This window comes from Streptomyces sp. TSRI0107 (genome assembly GCF_001905845.1).
GTDB lineage: Bacteria > Actinomycetota > Actinomycetes > Streptomycetales > Streptomycetaceae > Streptomyces.
Window position 1 is genome coordinate 607,973 of the sequence record NZ_LIVZ01000001.1, and the last position, 16,782, is coordinate 624,754.

Annotated in this window: 11 protein-coding genes, 3 tRNA genes and 1 pseudogene; 8 read left to right on the plus strand and 7 right to left on the minus strand. The window is 71.0% G+C overall.

Going from position 1 to position 16,782, the window contains the following annotated elements:
* Positions 1 to 364: 364 nt before the first annotated feature.
* Positions 365 to 3,112 (plus strand): pyruvate, phosphate dikinase, encoded by a 2,748-nt coding sequence (gene ppdK / locus AMK31_RS02665; protein WP_073938655.1) that lies wholly within the window; start codon positions 365 to 367, stop codon positions 3,110 to 3,112.
* A 163-nt stretch (positions 3,113 to 3,275) separates the two neighbouring features.
* Here ppdK and AMK31_RS02670 read toward each other — a convergent pair whose 3' ends face one another.
* Positions 3,276 to 4,241, minus strand: a complete 966-nt coding sequence (locus AMK31_RS02670; RefSeq protein WP_241842508.1) for a sensor histidine kinase — start codon at positions 4,239 to 4,241, stop codon at positions 3,276 to 3,278.
* Positions 4,238 to 4,543, minus strand: coding sequence for an STAS domain-containing protein (locus AMK31_RS02675; protein ID WP_241842509.1), 306 nt, complete (start codon positions 4,541 to 4,543; stop codon positions 4,238 to 4,240). Before AMK31_RS02675 ends, AMK31_RS02670 begins: the two co-directional genes overlap by 4 nt.
* Positions 4,544 to 4,718: 175 nt before the next feature.
* On the opposite strand from AMK31_RS02675, the gene AMK31_RS02680 reads away from it, so the two are divergent.
* Complete coding sequence (locus AMK31_RS02680) at positions 4,719 to 5,291, plus strand: ANTAR domain-containing protein (RefSeq protein WP_073938658.1); 573 nt, start codon at positions 4,719 to 4,721, stop codon at positions 5,289 to 5,291.
* A gap of 94 nt (positions 5,292 to 5,385) precedes the next feature.
* Here the strand turns inward: AMK31_RS02680 and AMK31_RS02685 are convergent.
* The 3 genes from AMK31_RS02685 to AMK31_RS02695 form a co-directional block, all read right to left on the minus strand.
* A tRNA-Ile gene (locus tag AMK31_RS02685) sits at positions 5,386 to 5,459 on the minus strand.
* Between the two features lie 167 nt (positions 5,460 to 5,626).
* Positions 5,627 to 5,699: transfer RNA gene (locus AMK31_RS02690), tRNA-Asn, on the minus strand.
* A gap of 5 nt (positions 5,700 to 5,704) precedes the next feature.
* Positions 5,705 to 5,777: transfer RNA gene (locus AMK31_RS02695), tRNA-Asn, on the minus strand.
* Between the two features lie 155 nt (positions 5,778 to 5,932).
* On the opposite strand from AMK31_RS02695, the gene AMK31_RS02700 reads away from it, so the two are divergent.
* The 6 genes from AMK31_RS02700 (at position 5,933) to AMK31_RS02725 (ending at position 13,527) form a co-directional block, all read left to right on the plus strand.
* Positions 5,933 to 6,238, plus strand: coding sequence for a hypothetical protein (locus AMK31_RS02700; protein ID WP_073938659.1), 306 nt, complete (start codon positions 5,933 to 5,935; stop codon positions 6,236 to 6,238).
* Between the two features lie 50 nt (positions 6,239 to 6,288).
* Positions 6,289 to 7,740 carry a xylulokinase gene (locus AMK31_RS02705; RefSeq protein ID WP_073938660.1) on the plus strand — a complete coding sequence of 484 codons (1,452 nt, stop codon included), beginning with the start codon at positions 6,289 to 6,291 and terminating at the stop codon, positions 7,738 to 7,740.
* Positions 7,741 to 7,846: 106 nt separating this feature from the next.
* On the plus strand, positions 7,847 to 9,580 hold the full coding sequence (locus tag AMK31_RS02710) for an ABC transporter ATP-binding protein (protein WP_073938661.1): 1,734 nt from the start codon (positions 7,847 to 7,849) through the stop codon (positions 9,578 to 9,580).
* Positions 9,580 to 11,508 carry an ABC transporter ATP-binding protein gene (locus tag AMK31_RS02715; protein WP_073938662.1) on the plus strand — a complete coding sequence of 643 codons (1,929 nt, stop codon included), beginning with the start codon at positions 9,580 to 9,582 and terminating at the stop codon, positions 11,506 to 11,508. The genes AMK31_RS02710 and AMK31_RS02715 overlap by 1 nt, the downstream gene beginning before the upstream one ends.
* A 101-nt stretch (positions 11,509 to 11,609) precedes the next feature.
* Positions 11,610 to 13,103, plus strand: coding sequence for an APC family permease (locus AMK31_RS02720; RefSeq protein ID WP_073938663.1), 1,494 nt, complete (start codon positions 11,610 to 11,612; stop codon positions 13,101 to 13,103).
* A gap of 1 nt (position 13,104) precedes the next feature.
* Complete coding sequence (locus tag AMK31_RS02725) at positions 13,105 to 13,527, plus strand: universal stress protein (RefSeq protein ID WP_073938664.1); 423 nt, start codon at positions 13,105 to 13,107, stop codon at positions 13,525 to 13,527.
* A 36-nt stretch (positions 13,528 to 13,563) separates the two neighbouring features.
* On the opposite strand, the pseudogene AMK31_RS02730 reads toward AMK31_RS02725, so the two are convergent.
* Positions 13,564 to 14,798, minus strand: a pseudogene (locus AMK31_RS02730) (RNA polymerase sigma factor).
* An 81-nt stretch (positions 14,799 to 14,879) separates the two neighbouring features.
* Complete coding sequence (dnaG, locus tag AMK31_RS02735; protein ID WP_073938665.1) at positions 14,880 to 16,778, minus strand: DNA primase; 1,899 nt, start codon at positions 16,776 to 16,778, stop codon at positions 14,880 to 14,882.
* Between the last annotated feature and the right edge of the window lie 4 nt (positions 16,779 to 16,782).

The following is a 16,782-nucleotide window of genomic DNA, read 5'->3' on the forward strand; positions in this document are numbered from 1 at the left end:
CCGGCAGCTCGTGGCAGCGTGATTCTCGCCACCCTTGATAAGGGTTGCGCTCAGATGAGCGGATCATGGGCGACTGCACTTCTCCAAGGGGTGGCACTGAGTGCCACCCCTTGATCGTTCATCGATCGAAATCAGACGTGTCGGAGGCCGCTCACATGAGCGAAAAACCCGCTCTGTGAAGGTGGATGCGTTCAAGAAGTGAAAACATAAGCCGTCAGCGGCTTACCAAGCTTTGACTTTCGATCCGCTGGCGGACGAGTGGTTACAGGCGTATGACGCACAAGTAGACGTACCCAGGCGCCTTCGATCTGGGTATGTTCCTCGCCGTCAGGGCAGCCACCGCGTCCTCGAGGAGTCGAGACCCGTGTCGGAAAACAAAGATCCCCAGGTAGCCGAGCAGGCCGGCAGCGTTGAGGGCGTGAAGTTCGTCTACGACTTCACCGAGGGCAACAAGGACCTCAAGGACCTCCTCGGCGGCAAGGGCGCGAACCTCGCCGAGATGACCAACCTGGGCCTTCCCGTCCCGCCCGGCTTCACCATCACCACGGAGGCCTGCAAGGTCTACCTGGAGAGCGGCGAGGAGCCGGCGGCACTGCGTGACGAGGTGAGTGCGCACCTCGACGCGCTGGAGCAGCGGATGGGCAAGAAGCTGGGCCAGGCCGACGACCCCCTTCTGGTGTCGGTCCGCTCCGGCGCCAAGTTCTCCATGCCGGGCATGATGGACACCGTCCTCAACATCGGCCTCTCCGACAAGTCGGTTCAGGGCCTCGCCAAGCAGGCCGGCGACGACCGGTTCGCCTGGGACTCCTACCGCCGCCTCATCCAGATGTTCGGCAAGACTGTCCTCGGCGTCGACGGCGAGCTCTTCGAGGAGGCGCTGGACAAGGCCAAGGAGGCCAAGAAGGTCACGGTCGACACCGAGCTGGAGGCCGCCGACCTCAAGAAGCTCGTCACCGCCTTCAAGAAGATCGTCAAGAAGGAGGCGGGCCGCGACTTCCCGCAGGACCCGCGCGAGCAGATGGACCTCGCCATCAAGGCGGTCTTCGACTCCTGGAACGGCGACCGCGCCAAGCTGTACCGCCGTCAGGAGCGCATCCCGCACGACCTCGGCACCGCCGTCAACGTCTGCTCGATGGTCTTCGGCAACCTCGGCCCGGACTCCGGCACGGGCGTCGCGTTCACCCGTGACCCCGCCTCCGGCCACCAGGGCGTCTACGGCGACTACCTGCAGAACGCCCAGGGCGAGGACGTCGTGGCGGGCATCCGCAACACGGTCCCGCTGGCGGAGCTGGAGTCGATCGACAAGAAGTCGTACGACCAGCTGATGCAGATCATGGAGACCCTGGAGAACCACTACAAGGATCTCTGCGACATCGAGTTCACCATCGAGCGCGGCCAGCTCTGGATGCTCCAGACCCGTGTCGGCAAGCGCACGGCGGGCGCGGCCTTCCGCATCGCGACCCAGCTGGTGGACCAGGGCCTGATCGACGAGGCCGAGGCGCTGCAGCGCGTCACCGGCGCCCAGCTCGCCCAGCTGATGTTCCCCCGCTTCGACGAGAAGGCGAAGGTCGAGCAGGTCGGCCGCGGCATCGCGGCCTCGCCGGGCGCGGCGGTCGGCAAGGCGGTCTTCGACTCGTACACCGCGGTGAAGTGGTCCCGCTCCGGCGAGAAGGTCATCCTGATCCGCCGCGAGACCAACCCCGACGACCTGGACGGCATGATCGCGGCCGAGGGCATCCTCACCTCGCGCGGCGGCAAGACCTCCCACGCGGCCGTCGTCGCCCGCGGCATGGGCAAGACCTGTGTCTGCGGCGCGGAGGAGCTGGAGGTCGACACCAAGCGCCGCCGGATGACGGTGCCGGGCGGCCACGTGGTGGAGGAAGGCGACCTGATCTCCATCGACGGCTCGTCGGGCAAGGTGTACCTGGGCGAGGTCCCGGTCGTCCCGTCCCCGGTCGTCGAGTACTTCGAGGGCCGTATGCACGCCGGCGCCCAGGACGCCGACGAACTCGTCGAGGCCGTGCACCGCATCATGGCGTTCGCGGACCGCAAGCGCCGCCTGCGGGTGCGCGCCAACGCCGACAACGCCGAGGACGCGCTGCGCGCCCGCCGCTTCGGCGCCCAGGGCATCGGCCTGTGCCGCACCGAGCACATGTTCCTCGGCGACCGGCGCGAGCTGGTCGAGCGGCTGATCCTGGCCGACACCGAGGCCGAGCGCGAGGAGGCCCTGGCGCAGCTGCTGCCGCTGCAGAAGAAGGACTTCGTGGAGCTGTTCTCCGCGATGGACGGCCTGCCCGTCACCGTCCGGCTGCTCGACCCGCCGCTGCACGAGTTCCTGCCCGACATCACCGAGCTGTCGGTCCGCGTGGCCCTCGCCGAGTCCCGTCAGGAGCCGCACGAGAACGAGCTGCGCCTGCTCCAGGCCGTGCACCGCCTGCACGAGCAGAACCCGATGCTGGGTCTGCGCGGCGTGCGCCTGGGCCTCGTCATCCCCGGCCTGTTCACCATGCAGGTCCGCGCGATCGCCGAGGCGGCCGCCGAGCGCAAGAACGCCAAGGGCGACCCGCGCGCCGAGATCATGATCCCGCTTGTCGGCACCGTCCAGGAGCTGGAGATCGTCCGCGAGGAGGCCGACCAGGTCATCGCAGAGGTCGAGGCCGCCACCGGCACCGAGCTGAAGCTGTCCATCGGCACGATGATCGAGCTGCCGCGCGCCGCGGTGACGGCCGGTCAGATCGCCGAGGCCGCCGAGTTCTTCTCCTTCGGCACCAACGACCTGACCCAGACGGTGTGGGGCTTCAGCCGCGACGACGTGGAGGCCTCGTTCTTCACGGCGTACCTGGAGAAGGGCATCTTCGGAGTCTCGCCGTTCGAGACCATCGACAAGGACGGCGTCGGCTCGCTGGTCAAGCAGGCGGCGAAGGCGGGCCGTGAGACCCGCCCGGACATCAAGCTCGGCGTCTGCGGCGAGCACGGCGGCGACCCCGAGTCCGTCCACTTCTTCCACGAGGTCGGCCTGGACTACGTCTCCTGCTCCCCGTTCCGCATCCCGGTCGCCCGCCTGGAGGCCGGCCGTGCGGCGTCCTCGTCGGAGGGCAGCGACCACCGCTGACCCTCACTCGGAGGCCGGGCCCACCGCCCGGCCTCCCCGGCCCCCGGAGCCGTCGCTTGTCACCCGACCCTCACCGATCGGCGACGGCTCCGGTCACTCAGGAAAGGGCGGCACCCTTGTGCGGGGGTGCCGCCCTTTCACACGTCCTTCCGGTGCCCTCCGGTCACACGGCGAACCAGCAGCGCACCGTCGTGCCCGCGTCGTCCGTGTGCGTGCGTACGAGGTCGGAGACCAGGTTGACCAGCAGCAGCCCGCGTCCGCCGCGCTGTGTCTGCGGGGCGGGCCGGCGTCCGGCGAGCGGGTCGGTGAGCCTGCCCTTGTCGCGCACCTCGACCACCAGGTGTCCGTCCTCCGCCCACACCCGCACGGTGCCCGTGCCGCCGCCGTGCACCACGCTGTTGGTGGTCAGCTCGGCGGTGACCAGGGCGAGGTCGCCGAGCCGGGTGCCGGTGAGGCCGTGGCGGGCGCCCTCGCCGGTGACGACGTGCCGGGCCTCCGGCAGCGACTCCGCGTCGAACACGACGGCCAGGGCGTCCGGGACGACGGTCAGGGGCCGGTTGTAGCGGGCGACGACGCCTTCGGGGTCGTAGGCGTCACTGACCCGTCCCGCGCCGCCGGTGCCCGCCTCCACGACCGTGGGATGGGTGGCGTAGGCGTCGGCGACCACGTCGGCCGGGAGGCGGCTGACGTCGTACGGACACAGGATGGTCACCGGACGGCCGGTGAACGCGGCGTTGATGAGCGCCTCGTGCTGGACGCAGGCCGGGTACTCGGTCGCGCTGCGGCCCGCCCAGACCGGCTCCCCGATGATCCGCACCCGGCGGCCGGGCGGCTGCGCGTCGGCGAACTGGCGCAGCACACCGGGGATGATCCGGCCGGGGTTGCGGCCCGCCTCCCGCATGTCCAGCAGCCGCACCCCGGCGGCCGCCTCGCCCAGCCCCTCCCGGATCAGCGCCAGCCGCTCCCCGGGCACGGCCACCGCGACCGGTTCCCCGGCGTCCAGCCCCTCCCGCACGAAGGGGACGGTGCCCGCCAGGTACTCCTCGTCGTCGCCGTAGAACAGGGCGGGGTGGATGAACGGGTCGTCGTCGCTGTGCACGGCGTCGGCACCCATGGCATCGGTACTCATGACATCGACACCTCGATCGCCGGCAGGTCGGGCCAGAACAGTTCCAGGGTGCGGCGCAGCGCGGGCGGCGGCCGGTGCAGCACCATACGCTCGTCGGCCAGCCGCCCGGCGGCGGCCACCAGCGCCCCGGCACCGGCGACGTCGACGAACGTCACCGCGGCCAGCTCGAGATGGCACATCCCCTCGCCGTCCCGGACGGCCCGGTGCAGGGCACGCTCCCAGATCGCGTGCGTGGTCAGACCTACCTCACCGGCCGCCCGCGCCCCGCGCCGCTCGGCCAGCGGCGACACCGTCAACCGCACGGCCGCCTCCCACTCTCTCGGACGACAACGCACGTACCCGCGCGCAGTACCGGTCATTCCCGGCCGCTCCCTCACGGATGGGGTGTACCGCCCCGCACACCGGGCAGGCGCACGGTGTCGCGAGGACGGACGACAACGGTTGAGCCGAACGGACGATGCTGAGTCGAGGACGGTTGTGAGGACTGCCGAGTCGAACCCGCTGATCATCGAGGGCCACACGGACGACACCGGCCGGGCGGTGCTCGCCGCACGCGGTGAACTCGTCCACGGCTGCGCGGAGACCCTGGCCCGGGCCCTGGCCCGGCTCCCCGCCGGCACCCGCCGGATCGAGGTGGACATGTCGGGCGTGGGCTTCATGGACACCGCCGGCAGGGGCTTCCTGGACCTGCTGCGCGACCATGGCGAACGGCACATGATCCCCGTGTCCGCCGTGAACTGGCGCGGCCAGCCGCGTGACTTCTGGGAGCTGTGCAAGGAGGTCGAGCAGCTGCGCCGGGCGATGGCGACCCGCCCGGTGATCGACCAGGCCCGCGGCATCCTCATGGCCACCCACGGCTGCACGTCCGAGGAGGCCTGGCAGATCCTGCGTGAGGCGTCCCAGCTCTCCAACACCAAGCTCCGCACGATCGCCGCCACGGTCACCGCGAGCGCCGAACACACCGCCACGGCCCCGCCGGAACCCGTCGGCAGGGCCCTGCGTACGGCGATCGCCCGGTTCCACGGCGGCGGGGGTGCCGCGCGCGGCTGATCCGGGCGGGTGAACGACGGCCGCACGCTCGGCGTGGCGGCCGCCATCCCTTCAGGCCCACAGGTCAGATCGATTCTGCACCTGTGCTGTGCGGTGGGGCGGGTGGGACTCGAACCCACGGCCGACGGATTATGAGTCCGCTGCTCTAACCGGCTGAGCTACCGCCCCTTACGGCGCGTCGCGCACATTTGTGCGCGCCGTCTGCCGCAGCATAGCCGCTCATACGATCTCCTGCTCCGGCATGGTCGGCTTCACACGACCTTGAGGACTCCGCCGCGGCGCGAGCGGTTCCACCGGGCATGAAAAAGGACCCCGGAGGGTCCTCGTTCAGCATGCTCCCCCGACTGGACTCGAACCAGTAACCTGCCGGTTAACAGCCGGCTGCTCTGCCAATTGAGCTACGGAGGACCGAGCTCCCCCGACTGGACTCGAACCAGTAACCTGCCGGTTAACAGCCGGCTGCTCTGCCAATTGAGCTACGGAGGAATGCCTCGTTGCATCGAACGTGCCTACCTGGGTATTCGCCAGGGGGCGCTCGCTCGCTGCGACACATACATTAGCGCAAGCAGGGGGGTGCTCCGCCAATCGGTTCCCCCGGGCCCGATGCGGTGCCGGGACTACGCAACGAAAGGGTGGCCGCCATGCGCTACCGGCTCACGTTCATCGCCGGCCTCGCTCTGGGTTACGTGCTGGGCACGAGGGCCGGGCGCGAGCGCTACGAGCAGCTCCGGAAGTCGGCCCAGCAGATCGCGCAGAACCCGGCCGTCCGCAACACCGCGGAGAGCGCCGCCCAGCAGGGCCGCCAGTTCGCCGGCAAGGCGTACCACGTGGTCAGCCACAAGGTCGGCGACCACATGCCCGACTCGGTGGCCCACCGCGTCCGCACCCTGCGCGAACGCAGCGTCCACAACGGCGCGGACGACGACTGGGGCACCAGCAACACGTAGCCCCTCCGCCCCTGCTCGAACAGGCGCAGCGCTGCGGCACAATCTCTGACATGGGGATAGTCGCCGGGTTGGACAGTTCGCCCGATTTCACTCGTATCGTCGTCTGCGACACGGACACGGGGGCCGTGCTCAGGCAGGGATATGCCCCCCATCCGCTGGACAGTCCCGACGGCGGCCGGCCCAGTGACGTCGATCCGCAGGCCTGGCTGCTCTCCCTCGGGGAGGCCGCCGGCGGCGGGCTGCTCGAGGGCGTGCAGGCGATCGGCGTGGCCGCGCAGGCGAACGCGGTGGTCCCGCTGGACGCGCAGGGCAACACCGTGCGGCCCGCGCTGGTCGGCGGGGACAAGCGGGCGCAGGTCGCCGCCGCCGACCTGGTGGACGCGCTCGGCGGGCGGGAGGCCTGGGCACACGCCGTCGGCTGTGTGCCGCAGGCCGCGCAGCCGGTGACCAAACTGCGCTGGCTGGCGAAGAACGAGCCGGAGGCCGCCGCCCGCACCGCGGTGCTGCTGCAGGCGCACGACTGGCTGGTGTGGCAGCTGCTCGGCCGGCCGGTGCGCCGGACCACGGACCGCGGCGGCGCCTCCGGCACCGGCTACTGGTCCGCCGCCACCGGCGGCTACCGGGCCGACCTGGTGGAGCTGGCGCTCGGCCACCAGGCCATGCTGCCGGAGGTGATCGGTCCCTCGGACGCGGCCGGTACGACGCCGGAGGGGCTGCTGATCTCCGCGGGGACCGTCGAGACGATGGCGGCCGCGTTCGGCCTGGGCCTCGGGTTCGGCGACGCCGTCGTCTCGCTCGGAGCCTCCGGTTCCGTCATGGCCGTCCACCCCGAGGCGCTGCACGACCCGTCGGGGACGATCACCTCGCTGGCCGACGCGACCGGCATGCACCTGCCGGTGGTGACGACCCTGAACGCCGTGCGCACCCTGCGCGGCACCGCCGAACTCCTCGGCCTGCCCGACCTGGAGAGCCTGTCCGACCTGGCGCTGAAGTCGACGCCCGGCGCCCACGGCCTCGTGTTCCTGCCGTATCTCGAAGGCGAGCGGACGCCCGCGCTGCCGCACACCGCGGGGACGCTGGCCGGTCTGCGGCGGGAGTCGATGAAGCCGGAGCACCTGGCGCGGGCCGCGTTCGAGGGCATGCTGTGCGGGCTCGCCGACGCGCTGGACGTACTGCGCGGGCGGGGTGTGGAGGTGCGGCGGATCTTCCTGCTGGGCGCGGCGGCCGAGCTGCCCGCCGTACAGGCCTGCGCGCCGTCCCTGTTCGGCGCGCAGGTCGTCGTACCGCAGCCCGCCGACTACGCGGCGATCGGCGCCGCCCGGCAGGCCGCCTGGGCGCTCGGGGTGTCACAGGGCACCCTCGACCCGCGCACCCCGCCGGCCTGGCAGGGTGCGGTCGCGCAGGTGCTGGAGCCCGGCGAGGAACTGGCGGTCGGACAGGCGGTGCGGCAGCAGTTCGTGTCGGTGCGGGAGCAGACCCATCCGGGGGCGTTCCGGTTGTAACTCCCCGCCTGCTCCGGTTATTCGGTTGAGGTAACGCGGGTGGAGTGTTCGACGATAGGGGCCAAGGGCAACCAACCGCCCCTACCGCCGACTCCGAGAGACCAGCGTGCTCATACGACTCCTGCGGACCTACCTCAGGCCCTACCGAAAACCCATCGCCGTGCTGGTGCTGCTGCAGTTCCTGCAGACCTGCGCGACCCTCTACCTGCCGACCCTGAACGCGGACATCATCGACAACGGTGTCGTGAACGGCGACACCGGCTACATCCTGTCCTTCGGCGCCCTGATGATCGGCATCTCGCTGGTCCAGGTCGTCTGCAACATCGGCGCGGTCTACTACGGCGCCCGGACCGCCTCGGCGCTCGGCCGTGACGTGCGGGCCGCCGTCTTCGACCGGGTGCAGTCCTTCTCCGCCCGCGAGGTCGGCCACTTCGGCGCGCCCTCGCTGATCACCCGGACGACGAACGACGTCCAGCAGATCCAGATGCTGGCCCTGATGACGTTCACGCTGATGGTGTCGGCGCCGATCATGTGCGTGGGCGGCATCGTGCTGGCGCTCGGCCTGGACGTGCCGCTGTCGGCCGTGCTGGTCGCCGTCGTGCCCGTGCTCGGCATCTGTGTGACGTTGATCGTGCGGCGGCTGCGGCCGCTGTTCCGGACCATGCAGGAGCGGCTGGACACGGTGAACCGGGTGCTGCGCGAGCAGATCACCGGCAACCGGGTGATCCGCGCCTTCGTCCGCGACGAGTACGAGCAGCAGCGCTTCCGCCGGGCCAACACCGAGCTGACCGACCTGTCGCTGGGCACCGGCAACCTGCTCGCGCTGATGTTCCCGATCGTCATGACGGTGGTGAACCTGTCGTCCATCGCGGTGGTGTGGTTCGGCGCGCACCGCATCGACAGCGGCGGCATGCAGATCGGCGACCTGACCGCGTTCCTCGCCTATCTGATGCAGATCGTGATGTCCGTGATGATGGCCACCTTCATGTTCATGATGGTGCCGCGCGCGGAGGTGTGCGCCGAGCGCGTGCAGGAGGTGCTGGACATGTCCTCCAGCGTCGTCCCGCCGTCGGCGCCGGTCACCGAGCTGCGCCGGCACGGGCACCTGGAGATCCGGGGCGCGGGCTTCCGCTACCCGGGTGCCGAGGAGCCGGTGCTGAAGGCCGTCGACCTCGTCGCCCGGCCGGGCGAGACGACCGCCGTGATCGGCTCGACGGGCAGCGGCAAGTCCACCCTGCTGGGCCTCGTGCCCCGGCTGTTCGACGCGACGGACGGCGAGGTCCTCGTGGACGGCGAGGACGTACGGACCGTCGACCCGCGGCTGCTGGCCAGGACCGTCGGGCTCGTCCCGCAGAAGCCCTATCTCTTCGCGGGCACGGTCGCCACCAACCTGCGCTACGGCAACCCGGACGCCACGGACGAGGAGCTGTGGCACGCGCTGGAGGTCGCGCAGGCCAAGGACTTCGTGGAGCGGCTGGAGAACGGGCTGGACTCCCCGATCGCGCAGGGCGGCACCAATGTGTCCGGCGGTCAGCGGCAGCGGCTCGCCATCGCCCGCACCCTCGTCCAGCGCCCGGAGATCTACCTCTTCGACGACTCCTTCTCCGCCCTCGACTACGCCACCGACGCGGCCCTGCGCGCCGCGCTCGCCCGGGAGACCGCCGAGGCGACCGTGGTGATCGTCGCCCAGCGGGTGGCGACCATCCGGGACGCCGACCGGATCATCGTGCTCGACGAGGGCCGGGTGGTCGGCACCGGCCGGCACCACGAGCTGATGGCGGACAACGAGACCTACCGGGAGATCGTGCTCTCCCAGCTGACGGAAGCGGAGGCTGCCTGATGGCCGGGCCCATGGGGCGGATGATGGCCGGGACCGGACCGGACCACCGCTCGCTGGACTTCAAGGTGTCGGGCCGGCGGCTCGTCGCGCAGTTCCGGCCGGAGCGGTTCACGATCTACGCGCTGCTGCTGTGCGTGCTGATCAGCGTGGGCCTGTCGGTGGCCGGGCCGAAGATCCTCGGCGAGGCCACCGACCTGGTCTTCGCGGGCATCGTCGGGCGGCAGATGGAGCCCGGCGCCACCAAGGAGCAGGTGCTGGAGGCGATGCGGGAGCGCGGCGACGGCGACATCGCCGACATGCTGCGCGGCACCGACTTCACGCCCGGCGAGGGCATCGACTTCACCGCCGTCGGGAACGTGCTGCTGTTCGCGCTCGTCGTGTTCGTGGTCGCCGGGCTGCTGATGGCGGTGGCGACGCGGCTGGTGAACCGGGCCGTGAACCGCACCATGTACCGGATGCGCGAGGACGTGCAGACCAAGCTGTCGCGGCTGCCGCTGTCGTACTTCGACAAGCGGCAGCGCGGCGAGGTGCTGTCCCGGGCGACCAACGACATCGACAACATCGGGCAGACCCTCCAGCAGTCGATGGGCCAGCTGATCAACTCGCTGCTGACCATCATCGGCGTGCTCGCGATGATGTTCTGGGTGTCGTGGATCCTGGCGCTGGTCGCGCTGGTGACGGTCCCGCTGTCGCTGTACGTGGCGACGTGGGTCGGCAAGCGGTCGCAGCCGCACTTCGTGCAGCAGTGGCGGTCCACCGGCACGCTCAACGCGCACATCGAGGAGATGTACACCGGGCACACCCTGGTGAAGGTGTTCGGGCGGCAGGAGGAGTCGGCGAAGCAGTTCGCCGAACAGAACGAGGCGCTGTACGAGGCCGGGTTCAAGGCGCAGTTCAACAGCGGCATCATGCAGCCGCTGATGATGTTCGTCTCCAACCTGAACTACGTCCTGGTCGCGGTGGTCGGCGGCCTGCGGGTGGCGTCCGGGTCGCTGTCGATAGGCGACGTGCAGGCGTTCATCCAGTACTCGCGGCAGTTCTCGATGCCGCTGACGCAGCTCGCGTCGATGGCCAACCTGGTGCAGTCCGGCGTCGCCTCCGCCGAGCGGATCTTCGAACTCCTCGACGCCGAGGAGCAGTCGGCGGACCCGGTGCCGGGGGTGCGGCCGGAGGAACTGCGCGGCCGGGTCGCGCTGGAGCAGGTGTCCTTCCGGTACGACCCGGAGAAGCCGCTGATCGAGGACCTGACGCTGACGGTGGAACCGGGGCAGACGGTGGCGATCGTCGGCCCGACCGGCGCCGGCAAGACCACGCTGGTGAACCTGCTGATGCGGTTCTACGACGTGTCCGGCGGCCGCATCACCCTCGACGGCGTCGACATCGCCCAGATGTCCCGGGACGAACTGCGCTCCGGGATCGGCATGGTGCTCCAGGACACCTGGCTGTTCGGCGGCACCATCGCGGAGAACATCGCGTACGGGGCGTCCAGGAAGGTCACCCGCGGCGAGATCGAGGAGGCCGCGCGGGCGGCCCACGCCGACCGGTTCATCCGCACCCTGCCCGACGGCTACGACACCGTGATCGACGACGAGGGCTCGGGCGTCAGCGCCGGTGAGAAGCAGCTCATCACCATCGCGCGGGCGTTCCTGTCCGACCCGGTGATCCTGGTGCTCGACGAGGCGACCAGCTCCGTCGACACCCGCACCGAGGTGCTGATCCAGAAGGCGATGGCCAAACTGGCGCACGGCCGGACGTCGTTCGTCATCGCCCACCGGCTGTCGACCATCCGGGACGCCGACACCATCCTGGTGATGGAGAACGGCTCGATCGTCGAGCAGGGCTCACACAGCGAACTCCTGGCGACGGGCGGGGCGTACGCACGGCTGTACCAGGCGCAGTTCGCGCAGGCGGTCGCCGAGGTGGACTGAGGGTTCGCCCGGCCGGTGGCCTCGGTTTGCCGAGGCCACCGGCCCGCCGCAGAATCAGGGAGAATTCCCTGCGCCGCAGGCGCCCGACCGAGCGAGGCACCATGGCCGGCATCAAGGGGGACGCGGCCCGGCCCGTCGAGCTGAAAGCCGGCGCGATCGGGTTCGTCGACGCGCTCGTCATCGGACTGAACTCGACGTCCCCGGCGTACTCGCTGGCAGCCGCCATCGGCCCCGTCGTGGCGCTCGTGGGCGTCTACGCCCCCGGCGTGATGGTCGCCTCGTTCGTCCCCATGCTGCTGATCGCGTCGGCGTTCTACTACCTCAACCGGGCCGACCAGGACTGCGGGACGACCTTCTCGTGGGTCACCCGGGCCATGGGGCCGTGGACCGGGTGGCTCGGCGGATGGGCCATCACCATGACCGGCGTCCTGGTGGTCGGCTCGCTGGCCGACGTCGCCGTGACCTTCGGCCTGCTCACCTTCGGCCTCGACGGCTGGGCCGAGCACGAGGCCGTACGCCAGACGCTGACCGTGCTGGTCATCCTGCTGATGACGGCCCTGTGCGTCATCGGTACCGAGCTGTCGGCCAAGGTGCAGAACGTGCTGATCCTCGCGCAGGTCGCCTGCCTGCTCGCGTTCGCCGTGGTGGCGCTCTACCGCGTCCACGCCGGCACCGGCACCCTCGACTCCGTCCGGCCGTCGGCCGAGTGGCTGAACCCCTTCGGCTCCGGAGGCGCCCTCCTGACCGCGGCCCTGCTGCTGGGCGTGTTCATCTACTGGGGCTGGGAGTCGGCGGTCAACCTCACCGAGGAGGTGACGGACTCCGCCACCGCGCCCGGCCGGGCCGCCGTCTGGTCGACGGTCATCCTGCTGGTGACGTACGTGTCGGTCGCCTTCGCGGTGGTCGCCTACGCCGGGACGGCCTTCCTCGCCGAGAACGCCGGGGAGGAGGAGTTCGTCTTCGCCCTGCTCGCCGGGGAGGCCATGGGCGGCTGGGACTGGGTCGTGCTGCTGGCGGTGTCGACGTCGGCGCTGGCCTCGACGCAGACGACGATCATCCCGGCCTCCCGCACGGCGCTGTCGATGGCCCGCCGCCGCGCGCTGCCCGCGTCGTTCGCCCGGATCCACCCGCGGTACCGCACGCCCGACGTCAGCACCTGGTGGGTCGCCGCGATCGCCATCGGCTGGTACCTGGTCGTCAAACAGATCAGCGAGAACGCGCTCTTCGACTCGCTCACCGCGCTGTCGCTGCTGATCGCCTTCTACTACGCCCTCACGGGCGTCGCCTGCGCGGTCTACCACCGCCGCCGGCTGACCGAGAGCGTCCGGAACCTCGTGCTGATCGGCCTCGGCCCGGTGGTGGGGGCCGCGCTGCTGGCCTGGCTGCTGGTGGAGTCGGTCGTCGACATGGCCGACCCGGCGAACAGCTACAGCGGGGTCTCCTGGTTCGGGCTCGGTCCACCGCTGGTGATCGGCATCGGCATCGCCGTCACGGGTGTGGTCCTCATGGTCTGGTGGCGGTTCGTGTCGCCCGCCTTCTGGTCGGAGCGCCCGGGCGTCGCCGACGCCGAACCGGTCCGCCGGGAGGAGCCCTGACATGGCGGTCGTCCTCGGATACGACGAGTCCCCCGGGGCGGTGCGGGCGCTGCGCGTCGCGGTCGAGGTGTCGGCCGCCTTCCGCGAACCCCTCGTCCTGGTCTACGGCGCCGCGGCCCCGGGAGCCGTGGGCGAGGAGTACGCGGCCCATCGGCAGGCCCTCGTCGAGGCCGGGCGCACCGCGCTCCGGCACGCCGTCGCGGTGGCCGAGGCGGCCGGGGTGCCGACGACGGTCGAGATCGTCGACGAGAAGCCCGCCCAGGCACTGCTCGGCGCGGCGGCCCGGCACGGGGCGCGGGTCATCGTGGTGGGCAGCTGGGGCGAGAGCCCGATGCGCGGCGCGCTGCTGGGCTCGACGCCTCACAAGCTGCTGCACCTGTCCCGCGTGCCGGTGCTGTGCGTGCCGACCGCCGAGGACGAGTGAGACGCCGGCCCCCGGTCCCGGCCCCGGGTCCCGGCCTCAGTCCAGGTAGCCCCGCAGCTGGTCCGCGAAGGCGTGGTCGCGGAGTTTGCTGAGGGTCTTCGACTCGATCTGGCGGATGCGTTCGCGGGTGACGCCGAAGATGCGCCCTATCTCCTCCAGGGTGCGCGGACGGCCGTCCACCAGCCCGTAGCGGAGCTGCACGACCTTGCGCTCACGCTCGCCGAGGGTGGACAGGACCGCCTCCAGGTGCTCCCTGAGCAGCAGGAACGCGGCGGACTCCACCGGGGACGCGGCGTCGCCGTCCTCTATCAGGTCGCCCAGCGCGACATCGTCCTCCTCGCCGACGGGGGCGTGCAGCGAGACGGGCTCCTGGGCGAGCCGCAGCACCTCGCCCACCCGTTCCGGCGGCAGGTCGAGCTGCGCGGCGACCTCCTCGGACGTCGGCTCGTAGCCGCGCTCCTGGAGCATCCGGCGCTGGACGCGCACGACCCGGTTGATCAGCTCGACGACGTGCACCGGGACCCGGATGGTGCGGGCCTGGTCGGCGAGGGCGCGGGACATGGCCTGGCGGATCCACCAGGTGGCGTAGGTGGAGAACTTGTAGCCGCGGGCGTAGTCGAACTTCTCGACGGCCCGGATGAGGCCCAGGTTGCCCTCCTGCACGAGGTCCAGCATGGTCAGCCCGCGGCCCACATACCGCTTGGCGACGGACACCACCAGCCGCAGGTTCGCCTCGATCAGCCGCCGCTTGGCCATCCGCCCCATCACGACCAGACGGTCCAGGTCGAGGGCGAGCTGGCTGTCCAGGTCGGGCGTGTGGAGCAGCTTCTCCTCGGCGAACAGCCCCGCCTCGACGCGGCGGGCCAGCTCGACCTCCTCGGCGGCGGTGAGCAGCGGGATCCGCCCGATCTCCCGCAGGTACTGCCGGAACAGGTCGGAGGTGGGCCCGCCGGTGTCCACCACCCGCCCGGGGGGCGGTTCGACGGGCTCCGGCTCCGCGGCCGGCCCGCCTTCCGGTTCGGTCTCCGGTTCGCTCTCCGGCTCCGTTTCCGCCTCCGTTTCCGGGTGGTGCGCGACACGGCTCTGCGGCGGCACGGCCGCCAGCACGTCCGGCTCCGCGTCCGGATCCGTGTCGGTCGGCATGTCGGTGTGGACGAGGGTCTGGGTCTGCACGGGGGCGACCTCCAGGGTGATCGCTGCTGAGGTGGCGGAACCGCGGGGGTGTAGGACCCGTGAGGGACGGATCGGCCGCGCTCCGAGGACTCAGGCACCGGCACCCAGTGTGGGGTAAGACACATCTCCGCCACGAGGGGCGTGCGGTGACTTTTTGCGTCCGGTTCGTGACCGCGCGCTCAGAGCGCCGAGGGACCCTCGTCCTGCAGTGCCCGGTCGTACCTCGTGAGGATCATCATCTCGTTCTGGATGGCGGCGGCCTGCGCCGGATCGCCGTTGCCGAGACGGGTCAGCAGACTCTGCAGGTCGGCGAGGCGACGGGCGACGGCGCGGCGGCGGACCGTCACCAACTGCACACCCGCGTAGTGCTCGTCGACCGTCTTGCGCATGATGGCCTCGACGGCCAGTTCCGTCACCATCGCGCGGACCGTGTCGTCCGGGGCCGCGTCCCGGACCCGGGCCAGGTACTCCGGCGCGTCCTGCGTGCCGTACTCGGCGCCGCCGGCGTCGAGGATGGCCTGCCGTACGGCGGCGTAGGGGGCGGCGGTGAACTCGTCGACGCCGTACGCGTCGAAGGCCGGGGAGACCAGTTCGGGGCGCTGGAGGGCGAGCTTGAGCAGCTCGCGTTCCGTCGCGTACACCGGGTTGCGGAGGGTCAGCGCCGGGCCGGAGGCCTGGGGGCGCGGGGCGGCGTCGTACGGCGGTTGCGGGCCCCGCGCCGGCGCCGGGCCCTTGCCGCCCCGGTCGCGGGCCCAACGGGCCAGCTGCGCCACCCGCTTGACCACGAACTGGGTGTCGAGGATGCCGAGCATGCCCGCGAGCTCGACGGCGACCTCGTGCTGGGCGCCGCTGTTCTTGATGCGGGCGACGACCGGGGCGGCCTCGTCGAGCGCGGCGGCGCGGCCCGCCGGGGTGTCCAGGTCGTAGCGGGAGACGATCTGGCGGAGGGCGAACTCGAAGAGCGGCGTGCGCGGCTCGACCAGGTCGGCGACCGCCTCGTCACCCTTGGCGAGCCGCAGGTCGCAGGGGTCCATGCCGTCGGGGGCGATGGCGATGTAGGTCTCGGCGGCGAACTTCTGGTCGTCCTCGAAGGCGCGCAGGGCCGCCTTCTGGCCGGCCGCGTCGCCGTCGAACGTGAAGATCACGCGCGCGCTGCCGTTGTCCATCAGCAGCCGGCGGAGGATCTTGATGTGGTCGCCGCCGAACGCGGTGCCGCAGGTGGCGATCGCCGTCGTCACCCCGGCGAGATGGCAGGCCATCACGTCGGTGTAGCCCTCGACCACCACCGCGCGGGACGACTTCGCGATGTCCTTCTTCGCCAGGTCGATGCCGTAGAGGACCTGGGACTTCTTGTAGATCGCCGTCTCGGGGGTGTTGAGGTACTTCGGTCCGTTGTCCGCCTCGTAGAGCTTGCGGGCGCCGAAGCCGACGACGTCGCCGCCGATGTCGCGGATCGGCCACATCAGCCGGCCGCGGAAACGGTCGATGGGGCCGCGCCGGCCCTCCTGCGACAGCCCGGAGAGGATCAGTTCCTTGTCGCTGAAGCCCTTGCCGCGCAGATAGCGGGTGAGGTGGTCCCAGCCCTGCGGGCTGTAGCCGACGCCGAAGTGGACGGCGGCGGCCTGGTCGAAGCCGCGCTCGGCGAGGAAGATCCGGCCGGTGTCGGCCTCGGGGCTGGTGGCGAGCTGTTCCGCGTACCACTCGGCGGCGATCTTGTGGGCCTCGACCAGGCGGATGCGTTCGCCGCGCTGGTGGGCGGGGTTGTACCCGCCCTCCTCGTAGCGCAGGGTGATGCCGGCCTGGGCGGCCAGGCGTTCGACCGCCTCCGAGAAGGAGAGGTGGTCCACCTTCATCACGAAGGTGATGGTGTCGCCGCCCTCCTGGCAGCCGAAGCAGTGGAAGAGTCCCTTGCTCGGGCTGACCTGGAAGGACGGCGACTTCTCGTCATGGAACGGGCACAGCCCCTTGAGGTTGCCGCCGCCCGCGTTGCGCAGCTGGAGGTACTCGGACACCACGGCGTCGATCGGGACCGCGTCCCGTACCGCCTTCACGTCCTCGTCGTTGATCCGTCCTGCCACGGAT

Excerpts from the sequence above, each read along its gene's own strand:
- AMK31_RS02670 (WP_241842508.1), bottom strand. The coding sequence starts at position 4,241 with ATGAGTACCGATGCCATGGGTGCCGACGCCGTGCACAGCGACGACGAC.
- AMK31_RS02700 (WP_073938659.1), top strand. The coding sequence starts at position 5,933 with ATGCGCTACCGGCTCACGTTCATCGCCGGCCTCGCTCTGGGTTACGTG.
- AMK31_RS02705 (WP_073938660.1), top strand. The coding sequence starts at position 6,289 with ATGGGGATAGTCGCCGGGTTGGACAGTTCGCCCGATTTCACTCGTATC.
- AMK31_RS02715 (WP_073938662.1), top strand. The coding sequence starts at position 9,580 with ATGGCCGGGCCCATGGGGCGGATGATGGCCGGGACCGGACCGGACCAC.
- AMK31_RS02720 (WP_073938663.1), top strand. The coding sequence starts at position 11,610 with ATGGCCGGCATCAAGGGGGACGCGGCCCGGCCCGTCGAGCTGAAAGCC.
- AMK31_RS02725 (WP_073938664.1), top strand. The coding sequence starts at position 13,105 with ATGGCGGTCGTCCTCGGATACGACGAGTCCCCCGGGGCGGTGCGGGCG.